Annotated in this window: 12 protein-coding genes; 9 read left to right on the plus strand and 3 right to left on the minus strand. The window is 32.4% G+C overall.

Annotation, left to right across the window (positions count from 1 at the left end):
• Positions 1–49: 49 nt before the first annotated feature.
• Positions 50–1,027, minus strand: a complete 978-nt coding sequence (locus B3C18_RS01675) for a pyruvate dehydrogenase complex E1 component subunit beta (RefSeq protein WP_053470073.1) — start codon at positions 1,025–1,027, stop codon at positions 50–52.
• Positions 1,028–1,531: 504 nt separating this feature from the next.
• Between B3C18_RS01675 and B3C18_RS01680 the strand changes: the two genes are divergently transcribed.
• The 4 genes from B3C18_RS01680 (at position 1,532) to B3C18_RS01695 (ending at position 5,112) form a co-directional block, all read left to right on the plus strand.
• Positions 1,532–2,278: an electron transfer flavoprotein subunit beta/FixA family protein gene (locus B3C18_RS01680; protein ID WP_053470072.1), complete on the plus strand. Its 747-nt coding sequence runs from the start codon at positions 1,532–1,534 to the stop codon at positions 2,276–2,278.
• Between the two features lie 150 nt (positions 2,279–2,428).
• Positions 2,429–3,397, plus strand: coding sequence for an electron transfer flavoprotein subunit alpha/FixB family protein (locus tag B3C18_RS01685; RefSeq protein ID WP_291141366.1), 969 nt, complete (start codon positions 2,429–2,431; stop codon positions 3,395–3,397).
• A gap of 162 nt (positions 3,398–3,559) precedes the next feature.
• Positions 3,560–4,183 carry a bifunctional nuclease family protein gene (locus B3C18_RS01690; RefSeq protein ID WP_053470070.1) on the plus strand — a complete coding sequence of 208 codons (624 nt, stop codon included), beginning with the start codon at positions 3,560–3,562 and terminating at the stop codon, positions 4,181–4,183.
• 77 nt (positions 4,184–4,260) lie between these two features.
• Positions 4,261–5,112: a thymidylate synthase gene (locus tag B3C18_RS01695; RefSeq protein ID WP_291141370.1), complete on the plus strand. Its 852-nt coding sequence runs from the start codon at positions 4,261–4,263 to the stop codon at positions 5,110–5,112.
• 39 nt (positions 5,113–5,151) lie between these two features.
• Here B3C18_RS01695 and B3C18_RS01700 read toward each other — a convergent pair whose 3' ends face one another.
• Positions 5,152–5,448, minus strand: a complete 297-nt coding sequence (locus B3C18_RS01700; protein ID WP_056207766.1) for an isoamylase early set domain-containing protein — start codon at positions 5,446–5,448, stop codon at positions 5,152–5,154.
• A 240-nt stretch (positions 5,449–5,688) separates the two neighbouring features.
• On the opposite strand from B3C18_RS01700, the gene B3C18_RS01705 reads away from it, so the two are divergent.
• From B3C18_RS01705 to B3C18_RS01720, 4 genes are all read left to right on the plus strand, one after another.
• Positions 5,689–6,033, plus strand: coding sequence for a 2TM domain-containing protein (locus B3C18_RS01705; RefSeq protein WP_291141374.1), 345 nt, complete (start codon positions 5,689–5,691; stop codon positions 6,031–6,033).
• Between the two features lie 12 nt (positions 6,034–6,045).
• Positions 6,046–6,528 carry a dihydrofolate reductase gene (locus B3C18_RS01710; RefSeq protein ID WP_291141377.1) on the plus strand — a complete coding sequence of 161 codons (483 nt, stop codon included), beginning with the start codon at positions 6,046–6,048 and terminating at the stop codon, positions 6,526–6,528.
• Between the two features lie 576 nt (positions 6,529–7,104).
• Positions 7,105–7,836 carry a bifunctional demethylmenaquinone methyltransferase/2-methoxy-6-polyprenyl-1,4-benzoquinol methylase UbiE gene (gene ubiE, locus B3C18_RS01715; RefSeq protein ID WP_073483378.1) on the plus strand — a complete coding sequence of 244 codons (732 nt, stop codon included), beginning with the start codon at positions 7,105–7,107 and terminating at the stop codon, positions 7,834–7,836.
• Position 7,837: 1 nt separating this feature from the next.
• Complete coding sequence (locus B3C18_RS01720) at positions 7,838–8,560, plus strand: porin family protein (protein WP_180856439.1); 723 nt, start codon at positions 7,838–7,840, stop codon at positions 8,558–8,560.
• A 9-nt stretch (positions 8,561–8,569) separates the two neighbouring features.
• Here B3C18_RS01720 and B3C18_RS01725 read toward each other — a convergent pair whose 3' ends face one another.
• Complete coding sequence (locus B3C18_RS01725) at positions 8,570–9,298, minus strand: TrmH family RNA methyltransferase (RefSeq protein ID WP_291141386.1); 729 nt, start codon at positions 9,296–9,298, stop codon at positions 8,570–8,572.
• A gap of 38 nt (positions 9,299–9,336) precedes the next feature.
• Here B3C18_RS01725 and B3C18_RS01730 point away from each other — a divergent pair, with 38 nt between their 5' ends.
• The gene (locus tag B3C18_RS01730; protein WP_291141389.1) at positions 9,337–11,889 is read left to right on the plus strand and encodes a BamA/TamA family outer membrane protein; all 2,553 of its coding nucleotides are present in this window, start codon (positions 9,337–9,339) and stop codon (positions 11,887–11,889) included.
• Positions 11,890–11,935: the final 46 nt, after the last annotated feature.

Genomic DNA, 11,935 nt, shown 5'->3' on the forward strand with positions numbered 1-11,935 from the left:
CATCAATTAACAGTGAATGATGAAGTTTTATGAGTATTCTAAATGTGTACTATTTGTATAACACTTTTTTAACTGCTTTTACTACATCACCTGCATTTGGCAACCAGTCTTTTAATAAAACTGGAGAGTAAGGTGCAGGAGTATCTGCAGTTGTAATACGTTGAATTGGTGCATCAAGGAAATCAAATGCTTGCTCCTGAACGATATATGTGATTTCAGAAGAAATACTTGCAAATGGCCAAGCTTCTTCAAGAATTACTAAACGGTTTGTTTTTTTAACAGATTTAAGAATAGCATCTTTATCCATAGGACGAACTGTTCTTAAGTCGATAATCTCACAAGAAATTCCTTCTTTAGCTAGTTCATCAGCAGCGATAAAAGCTTCTTTGATGATTTTCCCAAAAGAAACAATCGTTACATCTTTTCCTTCACGTTTAACATCAGCAACTCCTAATGGAATTGTGTATTCTCCGTCTGGCACTTCACCTTTATCACCATACATTTGCTCAGATTCCATAAAAATTACAGGATCATTATCACGAATTGCAGATTTTAAAAGTCCTTTTGCATCATATGGAGTTGAAGGTACGACAACTTTAAGACCCGGAGTATTTGCAAACCAGTTTTCTAAAGCTTGTGAGTGAGTTGCTCCTAATTGACCTGCAGAAGCAGTTGGTCCGCGGAAAACGATTGGCACATTAAATTGTCCACCAGTCATTTGACGCATTTTAGCAGCATTATTTATAATTTGATCAATACCAACTAAACAGAAGTTGAAAGTCATATATTCTACAATCGGTCTGTTACCATTCATTGCAGAACCTACTGCAATTCCTGTAAAACCCAGCTCAGCGATTGGAGTATCGATTACTCTTTTTTCACCAAACTCAGCAAGCATTCCTTTTGAAGCTTTGTATGCTCCGTTGTATTCTGCAACTTCTTCGCCCATTAAATATATGGATTCATCGTGACGCATTTCTTCGCTCATCGCTTCACAAATGGCCTCTCTAAATTGTATTGTTCTCATATTTTATATTGTATGTTGAATTTTCTGAAGAGCAAAAATAAATATTTTAAATAACTTAAAAGCATAAATTGAATTTAAAATCGCATGAAGTTCTTTCTCTCTTTAGCTTTTAACTTTTTAAAGATTATTGTGATATTTACGAAATCGATATAATAGACATGTGGCTCACATTTAATTTGCTAAATCTATTTTTTAGACAAACTTTAATCTATTTGTTTAATTCCTAATTTCTCCGAAATTCTTTCATAAGAACGAGGAAATTCAAAAATTAGTATTTATGAGGCTAAACTTTAACCATTGTTTAACCTTCGAAAATTGCAAAATTACTAACAATCAGGCAAAATGAATGCTTTTTCATTTTCAGATTCCGATGAAAACCACCTCAAAACATATAATCTTCGAAATCGTAATAGTTTTAAAAAATATTATGCATGCATAGTATAATTATTCCAAATTAAATTCTAAATTTGTAAAAGCATATTACAAATTCAAAATATATACTTTATGAAAATATTAGTTTGCATCAGCCATGTGCCTGATACTACTTCAAAAATTAACTTCTCCAATGGTGATTCAGAATTTGACACCAATGGTGTACAATATGTAATTAATCCTAATGATGAGTTTGGACTTACGCGTGCAATCTGGTTTCAAGAGCAGCAAGGTGCAAATGTAACAGTTGTAAACGTCGGAGGCCCTGATACTGAACCAACATTGCGTAAAGCATTGGCAATTGGTGCAAACGAAGCAATTCGTATTAATGCAAACCCAACTGACGGATTTTTTGTTGCAAAACAATTAGCTGAAGTAATTAAAAATGGCGGATACGATCTTGTAATTGCAGGAAAAGAATCTCTTGATTATAATGGTGGAATGGTTCCTGGAATGATTGCAGGAATTTTAGGTTCTAACTTTTTAAATTCTTGTACCTCTTTAACTGTTGATGGAAACAATGTAAAAGCAGTTCGTGAAATCGACGGTGGAAAAGAAACGGTAAGCACTACCCTTCCTTTAATTATTGGTGGTCAAAAAGGTCTTGTTGAAGAAAAAGATTTACGTATCCCAAACATGAGAGGAATCATGACTGCAAGAACTAAAGCTTTAACTATTCTTGAACCAGTTGATGCTCCTGTAAATACAAAAGCGGTGAAATTTGAAAAACCAGCTCCAAAATCAGCAGTGAAATTAATTTCTGCAGATAATTTAGATGAGTTAGTTAATTTATTACACAACGAGGCTAAGGTGATCTAAGATTGTAGAGTTTAGATTTTAGATTGCTGATTGAACACAGCTCTAAAATCTTCCTCATTCAAATCAAAAATCATTTAATCTGAAATAAGAATCATTTTTAGAATTCATTTTCAAAAATCTGAAATCTAAAATCTAAAATCTAAAATTGTTATGTCAATATTAATATATGCAGAATCTGCAGAAGGAAAATTTAAAAAAGTAGCTTTCGAATTAGCTTCTTATGCAAAAAAAGTAGCTGAATCTTTAGGTACGACAGTTACAGCTTTAACTGTAAACATTAGCGACGTAAGCGAATTGTCTAAATACGGAGTTGATAAAGTTTTAAAAGTAAACAACGATAAATTAGCTGGTTTTACTGCAAAGGCTTATGCCGATGTAATTAAACAGGCTGCTGAAAAAGAAGGAACAAAAGTAGTTTTACTTTCTTCTACAACAGACAGTATTTATCTTTCATCATTAGTTGCAGTGGCTTTAAATGCTGGTTTTGCATCAAATGTTGTTGGATTACCAATTAGCACTTCACCTTTTCAGGTAAAAAGAAATGCTTTTTCAAACAAAGCTTTCAATATCACAGAAATTTCTACAGATGTAAAAGTTCTTGGTTTAGCTAAAAACTCTTACGGAATTTTCGAAAACGCAGGATCTGCTTCTGAAGAAGATTTTAATCCAACAATTGGAGACAATGACTTTGGAGTAAAAGTAGAATCTGTAGAAAAAGTAACTGGAAAAGTTTCTATCGCTGATGCTGATATCGTAGTTTCTGGCGGACGTGGATTAAAAGGTCCTGAAAACTGGGGATTAGTTGAAGATCTTGCTGCTGTTTTAGGCGCTGCAACTGCGTGCTCTAAACCGGTTTCAGATTTAGGATGGAGACCTCACAGTGAGCACGTTGGACAAACAGGAAAACCAGTTGCAACTAACTTATATATTGCAATAGGAATTTCTGGAGCTATTCAGCATATTGCAGGTATTAACTCTTCAAAAGTAAAAGTAGTAATCAATAATGACCCTGAAGCTCCTTTCTTTAAAGTGGCTGATTATGGTATTGTTGGCGACGCTTTTGAAATTGTTCCTAAATTAACAGAGAAATTAAAAGCTTTTAAAGCGCAACATTCTTAATTAAAAATTCTCTTCAAAAATATAGCTGCCTAAAAACAAGATATTGTATCTTTGTTTATAGGCAGCTTTTTTGTTCCATATTTTTTGATTAAAATTGCACTTTTATTTTTCAATCAAAAAATCATAAAAATAAGGCGCTAAGTGCCTTTTTTACAAACATATATGAGTCTAGTTAAATTATCTATAAAAGGAATTTCATACAGTCAAACTCAAAATGGCGCTTATGCCTTAATTTTGAATGAAGTTGATGGTGAAAGAAAATTACCTATCGTTATTGGTGCTTTTGAGGCCCAATCGATCGCTATTGCCTTAGAAAAAGAAATAAAACCACCACGTCCGTTAACACACGATTTATTTAAAAACTTTGCTGAAAGATTTGACATAGTTGTAAAACAAGTTATCATTCACAAATTAGTTGACGGTGTTTTTTACTCGAGTTTAATCTGCGAAAGAGATAAAATCGAAGAAATTATCGATGCCAGAACTTCTGATGCAATCGCTTTGGCTTTGCGTTTCAACGCTCCAATTTTTACTTATAAAAACATTTTGGACAAAGCCGGAATTTATCTAAAATCAAATACTTCAGATTCTGATCAGGGTTCACAGGAAATTGACGATGTTCTTTCTAATCCTGAAACTTTTGGTCACGAAGAAGAAACGAATCAATCTGGAGACGTTTACGCAAAACATAGTCTGCAAGAACTAAACGAGCTTTTAGATCAGGCTGTTTCTCAGGAAGATTACGAAAAAGCAGCAAAAATCAGAGACGAAATCTCGAAAAGATAAAAATTATTGTTTAATCGTTGATTTGTTTATTCGTTAAATCGATTAAACAGTTAAACGAATAACCGAATAAACAAAACATGAAACAATACTTAGATTTAGTAAAGCACGTTTTAGAAAACGGCAATCAAAAAGGAGATCGTACCGGAACCGGAACAAAAAGTGTTTTTGGTTACCAAATGCGTTTTGATTTAAGTGAAGGTTTCCCAATGGTTACGACCAAAAAATTACATTTAAAATCGATTATATACGAATTGCTTTGGTTTTTAAAAGGCGATACCAACATAAAATATCTTCAGGAAAACGGAGTAAAAATCTGGGATGAATGGGCAGATTCTAATGGTGATTTAGGACCTGTTTACGGACATCAATGGAGAAACTGGAATAGTGAAGAAATTGACCAGATTTCTGAATTAATTACCGAATTAAAAACAAATCCAAACAGCCGTAGAATGCTGGTTTCTGCATGGAATCCTTCGGTTTTACCGGATACTAAAAAATCATTTGAAGAAAATGTTGCCAACAACAAAGCGGCCTTGCCTCCTTGTCATGCATTTTTTCAATTTTATGTAGCAGCTCCAGATTTAGAAAAAGGAGAAACAAAAGGAAAATTATCCTGTCAATTGTATCAGCGTAGTGCCGATATCTTTTTGGGAGTTCCTTTTAACATTGCTTCTTATGCATTATTTACTATGATGATTGCACAGGTTTGTGAGTTGGAACCGGGTGAATTTATTCACACTTTTGGTGACGCACACATTTACAATAATCATTTTGAGCAATTAGAATTGCAATTAACCCGCGAACCAAAACCATTACCAAAAATGATTTTAAATCCGGAGATTAAAAACATTTTTGATTTTGATTTCAATGATTTTACACTTGTAGATTATGATCCGCATCCTGCCATAAAAGGAAGTGTTGCCGTATAATTATAAAAAAATCCGCTGAAAATTTTCAAGCGGATTTTTTTATACAACTAAAACACCATTTTCACTTCCGGCATAATCATTCCATTTGTAAAAATCTGCTTCAGGATCATTCACATAAGTACCGTCGATTACGTATTTAAATTCGTAAATCGCGTCTTTAACCAAATCATAAGTAGCTTTAAAAGTTCCGTTTTTCAACTTGCTTAACGTTCCTTCTTCTACATTCCAGTTATTAAAATCTCCAACGACTGCTGCCGAATCAGCATCTTTGGCATCTATTGAAAATGTAACTTTAACAACTGGCTTCGTTTTAATAAATTGTTTCTTCAAAGACATAACTATTTAGTTTTTAGATTTCTACAATAAAATTACATAAATTCACCTGAACATTCGATAGCATTGTAATCGATTTATGATTATAGCAAAAACAGTATATTATTTTAATTAGATATGTAATTTAATGTACGATATTTTTCACATTTCTAATTCACAACAGATTTTGAAGGAAATATTCTGCAGCCAAAATATGTAGTTTTTTGAAAATAAATTTTAACTTTATAATCTCATTTTTATCTTATGGAAAAAGAAGCGCACGAACAATATGAGTATGCCAGAAGGCGATTAAGACAAAAAAAGATCTTATATTTTCATTTTGTTCTTTTCCTGCTGGGGAGTTTATTTTTATTTATTGCTAATAAATTTTTTGATTTTGGCGAGGGAACAACGCAAAACTGGTGTATTTGGGGTATTACTATCTGGCTCTTTATCTTTATTTTACATTTCATAAAAGTCTATATAACAGATCGTTTTATGAATAAAAAATGGGAAAGGGAGCAAATTGACCGACTTGTTGCTTTACAGCAAAAGAGAATCAGCCAATTAGAATCGAAAATAAACGAAGACACCGAGAATAAAATTTAGTTAAAATACAACATGATTATAATGATAGCGGCTGTTGCCGAAAATAATGCTCTGGGAAAAAACAATGATTTAGTCTGGCATTTACCCAATGATTTTAAAAGATTTAAATCCCTGACAACTAATCATCATATTATTATGGGAAGAAAAACTTTTGAAAGTTTCCCTAAACCTTTGCCAAACCGCACACATATTGTTATAACCCGTCAAACAGATTATAATCCGGAAGGATGTATTGTAGTAGACAGTATTGAAAAAGCTATTGCATTGTGTCCTGAAGATGAAGATTCGTATATCATTGGCGGTGGAGAAATCTATAATCTGGCTTTACCTTTTACGGATATAATTGAAATTACTAAAGTACACCACACTTTTGATGCCGACACTTTTTTTCCTAAAATCAGTAAGAGTGAATGGCAGTTAGTAGAATCTGAAGAAAATTTTAAAGATGAAAAACATCTTTTCGATTACACTTATGAAACTTACATTCGAAAATAAATAAAAAAACACCCTCTTTTGGAGGATGTTTTTTAAAAACGATTGATTTTTAGTCTTGACTTGCTCAAGAAATAGTCTTTGTAAAAATCTCAAATGGAAAAAAGACATTTGAAATAATGAATAACATTTAATGTTAATTGAGAACAAGTCTCAAAAGCGCCTTTAATAACAAATACCACTAAGATATTAAAGGCAAGAAAATTAAAATTTCCAAAAACAAATTTAATCCTAAGAACGTACTTCGCACTTTTTAAAATAGTATTCCCCCAAGAACAACACTTTAAAAACTACCACTTGAACAAATGACTGCCAGTGCAAAAAAAGCGGCCATCTGATTAAGTCAATGTGAAACTATCAATCATTAAAATTTCATCATTTTTACTTTGACAAAGTTGGGTATAAAATCAGCCGGACACAATACCCACTTTTGGTGATTTTTTAAAAATACCCACTTTTGGTGATGCTTAAGCAAGTCCAAAAAAGCGATTTAAGGCATCCTCTAAAACATTTAATTGACAATTTAAAAAACTCAATTACAGTTAAACTAGATTGTTTATATTTGCGTAAATTATAATAATGTCTGAGAAAATAACTCCATATAAAGACTCTTCTTTAGGTAAGAAAGAGCAGGTTGCCCAAATGTTTGACAACATCTCTGGGAACTACGACAATTTGAACCGCGTAATTTCATTTGGTATTGATACTAAATGGAGAAAAAAAGTATTGAAAATAGTTTCTGACTCTAAACCAAATGTTATACTTGATATTGCTACCGGAACTGGCGATCTGGCTATTTTAATGGCTAAAACTAATGCAGAAAAAATTATTGGTCTTGATATTTCGGCAGGAATGCTTGAAGTTGGAAAAAAGAAAGTTGAAGAAAAAAAGCTTTCTAATGTTATAGATTTAGTTTTAGGCGATTCTGAAAATATTCCTTTTGAGGATAATTATTTTGATGCGATTACAGTAGGTTTTGGCGTACGTAATTTTGAACATTTAGAAAAAGGTTTTGCCGAAATTTTACGGGTTTTAAAACCAAACGGCGTTTTTGTAATTCTGGAAACTTCTGTTCCGGATAAAACACCATACAAACAAGGATATAAATTTTACAGCAAAAATATACTTCCACTTATTGGAAAATTGTTTTCAAAAGACAATTCAGCTTACGGTTATTTATCTGAATCTGCTGCGGCTTTTCCTTATGGTGAAGCATTAAACAATATTTTGAGAAAAACTGGGTTTATAGATGTTGTAGCAATGCCGCAAACTTTTGGTGTAGCAACCATTTATTCAGCATCTAAAAAATAGTATGAAAAAAATTGTAATCGTATTTTTATTAGTCTTAACGACAAAAGGATATTCTCAATTTGCTAAAAGTATGTTTAGTAAAGATCCTATTATTAACCTTGAAAACTGGCAGAAACAACGTGTCTATTTCGGTTATTATTTAGGCTTTAATAGTTTTGATTTTAAATTTGATTACAAAGATGTAGTTCAAAAAGACATTCAGGTAAAAAAAACAACTGGTTTTAATGTGGGTGTTGTTGCCGATTTAAGACTGCAGGAATATATCAATTTGCGTTTTGAACCAGGTTTATACTACACAAAAAGAGATTTATATTTTCCTGGCGTTGGAAACTTAGAAAAAGATTATTTACGAGAAGTGAACAGTACTTACATTCACTTTCCGTTATTATTAAAATTCTCCTCTTTAAGAACCGGAAACATTCGTCCTTATTTAGTAGGCGGAATGTCAACGACTTTAAATTTATCAAGCAACTCAAGTTCTATTGATGATAACTTTGAAGGTAAATTCAGGGTTAAACAATGGACAGCGGCTTACGAACTAGGTTTTGGAATTGATTTCTTTACAGAATATTTTATCTTCTCTCCTTCTATCAGAGGTATGTTTGGTATTACTGACGAATTAATTCGTGATAATGTAACTCCAGAACATCCGGTAAGTCCGTATACGGATAATATAGATTCGATGAAATCGAGAGCTATTTTAATAAATTTCACATTTCATTAAAACAAAATCTTAACTATTTCGTTTAAATTCACTTAGAATAATTGCTGTTGCTGTAGCTACATTTAAACTTTCGGTTTTTTGCAGCTCTCCAAATCTTGGAATTGTAAGTCGGCTGGTCACTATTTTTTCAATTTCTGCCGAAATACCATTGGCTTCATTACCCATAATAATGATTCCGTTTTGTGGTAAATCAGATTGATAAATATTGCTGCCATCCATAAAAGTTCCAAAAACAGGAAGTTTTGTCTGACTTATAAAAGTTTTTAGATCAACATAATTTACGTTTACTCTGGCAATTGATCCCATTGTGGCCTGAACCACTTTTGGATTATAAATATCGACTGTTTCTTTTGAGCAGACAATTTGTTTGATTCCAAACCAGTCGCAAAGACGCATTATGGTCCCTAAATTTCCGGGATCACGAATATCGTCTAACGCCAGGATTAAACCAGAATTTATGATTTGATTTTCTACAGGCATTTTAAAAACTGCCAAACAAGAATTTGGAGTTGTTAAAGCACTTATTTTTTTCAGTTCTTGTTCATTAATAAGAGTTCGTTTTGCAGTTTGAACTTCTTCAAAATCATTTAACGTGGTGTATAAATGCTCTAATTCAAAATTGGATTGCAACAATTCCTGAATTACCTTTACTCCTTCGGCAAAAAACAATTGATTTGCAAAACGCTGTTTTTTTTGATGCAGGCCTGATATAAGCTTTATTTGGTTTTTACTAACCATAAAATAAATGTACTTTTGAATTAAATATTAAAAAACACTTGAAAAATAATTCCACAAAAATAACAGCATTTATTCTAATAGCAATACTTATTTGCGCTTGTAATGCTGTAAAAAGAGTTCCGGATGGAAAAAACCTTCTTGTAAAAAATAATATTGTTGTAAACGGAAAAAATACAAACGACGAAAACGCATCTAATCAATTGTACCAAAAACCAAACGGTACTTTATTAGGATACAAACTGCGTTTAAACTTATACAATCTGGCGAACTTAAATCCGGATTCGACTTATCAGGCAAAATTTAAAAATCACCCGGGCTTATACGAACGTCAGGCAAAACTATTATCTGCCAAACAAGTAGACAGACTTGGCCAGTCTTTTTTATATAAAGGTATTCATGAATTTTTAAAAAATACTGGTGAACCGCCTGTAATTATTGACACAGCAAGAACTAAAAAATCTTTACAGCGTTTAAAATTCTACTATTTCAATAATGGTTATTTTAATGTTTCAACAGATTATACAATTGATAGCATTGCCCGAAAAAAAGCCCATATAAATTACATTATCACCACAGGACCGGGTTATATTTTGGATACGATTAAAACCAAGATATTGACTCCTGCACTCGATTCATTATACAAAACAAATACTGATCCTTCATTTTTAAAATCAGGAAACCAATACAAAACTACTGATTTTGAAGAGGAAAAAAACCGCATAACTACTTATTACAGAAACCACGGTGCTTACTTTTTTCAGCCAACGTACGTAACTTTTGATATTGATACTATTGGCAAAAAACATAAAGCTGATGTTACTTTAATAATCAACAACAACAATATTCAGGAAAGAGATTCAAGCAGAACAGAACCGTTTAAATTGTACAAAATCAGCGATGTAAATATTTATACTGATTACTCTCCTGCTAACTCAAAAAGCAAAATCAACGACAGTACAACGTACAACAACTTTAATTTGTACAGTTATAAAAAACTAAAGTATAAACCTCGTGCTATTACAGATGCAATCTTTATTAATAAAGGAAGCACTTATTCTGACACAAGAACAACGCTTTCTTCAAGATATTTGAACAATCTTAAAATTTTCAATTATCCTTCTATACAATATGAAGTAGACAAACGTGATTCGACTGCACAGTCTTTAATTGCAAATGTGTTTTTAACGCCTAGGAAAAAATACAGTTTTGGTGCAACTCTGGACGTAACACATTCTAATATTCAGGATTTTGGTATTGGAGCGAGTATTTCTCAAACTATTCGAAATGTATTTAACAGGGCTGAAACTTTAGAAATTTCGGCACGAGCTAATATTGGTTCTTCAAAAGACATGGCGAATCCGAATAATAACTTTTTCAATGTTTCGGAATACGGACTTGACTTAAAGCTTAATTTCCCAAGAATTTTACTTCCTTTTGGAACAGAAAAAATTATTCCGAAGAGGATGATTCCTTATACGTCTATTACATCAGGTTTTTCGAAACAGCAAAACATTGGTTTAGATAAAGAAAATTTTACCGGAGGTATCTCGTACAATTGGTCGCCTAAAAGATACAATACTGCGAAACTGGAATTATTGAACGCTCAGTATGTTCGAAATTTAAATCCGAATAATTACTTCAATGTTTATACTTCATCTTATAATGAATTAAACGGTATTGCCAGCGATTATAATAAGGATGCCGGCAATATGCAAGATGGAGATTTAACAATTCCAACCGGAACTACAAATTTTACCAATCAGGTATTAACAGATCAAACCGATTTAAAACCCGGTATGGATGAATATAAAGATGTACAAAGTATTGAGGAAAGAAGAGTTCGTTTGACCGAGAATGATTTTATTCTTGCCACAAGTTATACGTTTACCAAAACAACAAAAAAAGACCTTGCCGATAATACTTTTTACCAGTTTAAAACAAAAATAGAATCTGCAGGAACCTTATTATCTGCCGTTTCAAGCATTGCAAAATTGGAAAAAAATGCAAATGGAAATTATTCGATTTTTAATTTAGAATATTCTGAATACTTAAAAACCGAATTCGATTATATCAAACACTGGGATTTTGGAAAAGAAAAAGTATTAGCGGTTAGAAGTTTCTTCGGAATCGCTGTTCCGTTTGGAAATTCAGATTACATTCCGTTCTCACGAAGTTATTATTCTGGAGGATCAAATGATAATCGCGCATGGCAGCCCTACTCTCTTGGTCCCGGAAGTACAAATGCTCTAAACGATTTTAACGAAGCCAATATGAAAATTGGCTTAAGTGCTGAATTTCGTTTTAAAATTTTTGGAGATGTTAAAGGAGCACTCTTCGCAGACGCCGGAAATATCTGGAATGTGTTCGATAATGTGATTGACGACAAGGCAAGATTCAACAGCTTAAACGATTTAGATGAAATTGCTTTGGGTTCCGGATTTGGTTTACGATACGATTTAAGCTTTTTTGTTATTCGTTTAGATTTAGGCTTCAAGACCTATAATCCGGCGCATGACGAGGGCGACAGATGGTTTAAAGAATACAATTTTGGGCACTCGGTTTTAAATTTTGGAATAAATTATCCTTTCTAATGCTAATTAATTCTTATTTTTGCAACCTAAAAACTAAAAACAACTA

It is taken from the genome of Flavobacterium sp. UBA7680, from assembly GCF_002482975.1.
Classification (GTDB): domain Bacteria; phylum Bacteroidota; class Bacteroidia; order Flavobacteriales; family Flavobacteriaceae; genus Flavobacterium.

Coding starts and splice junctions, on each gene's coding strand:
- B3C18_RS01680 (WP_053470072.1), top strand. CDS start 1,532: ATGAAAATATTAGTTTGCATCAGCCATGTGCCTGATACTACTTCAAAA.
- B3C18_RS01685 (WP_291141366.1), top strand. CDS start 2,429: ATGTCAATATTAATATATGCAGAATCTGCAGAAGGAAAATTTAAAAAA.
- B3C18_RS01690 (WP_053470070.1), top strand. CDS start 3,560: ATGAGTCTAGTTAAATTATCTATAAAAGGAATTTCATACAGTCAAACT.
- B3C18_RS01700 (WP_056207766.1), bottom strand. CDS start 5,448: ATGTCTTTGAAGAAACAATTTATTAAAACGAAGCCAGTTGTTAAAGTT.
- B3C18_RS01695 (WP_291141370.1), top strand. CDS start 4,261: ATGAAACAATACTTAGATTTAGTAAAGCACGTTTTAGAAAACGGCAAT.
- ubiE (WP_073483378.1), top strand. CDS start 7,105: ATGTCTGAGAAAATAACTCCATATAAAGACTCTTCTTTAGGTAAGAAA.
- B3C18_RS01720 (WP_180856439.1), top strand. CDS start 7,838: ATGAAAAAAATTGTAATCGTATTTTTATTAGTCTTAACGACAAAAGGA.
- B3C18_RS01725 (WP_291141386.1), bottom strand. CDS start 9,298: ATGGTTAGTAAAAACCAAATAAAGCTTATATCAGGCCTGCATCAAAAA.
- B3C18_RS01675 (WP_053470073.1), bottom strand. CDS start 1,027: ATGAGAACAATACAATTTAGAGAGGCCATTTGTGAAGCGATGAGCGAA.
- B3C18_RS01705 (WP_291141374.1), top strand. CDS start 5,689: ATGGAAAAAGAAGCGCACGAACAATATGAGTATGCCAGAAGGCGATTA.
- B3C18_RS01710 (WP_291141377.1), top strand. CDS start 6,046: ATGATTATAATGATAGCGGCTGTTGCCGAAAATAATGCTCTGGGAAAA.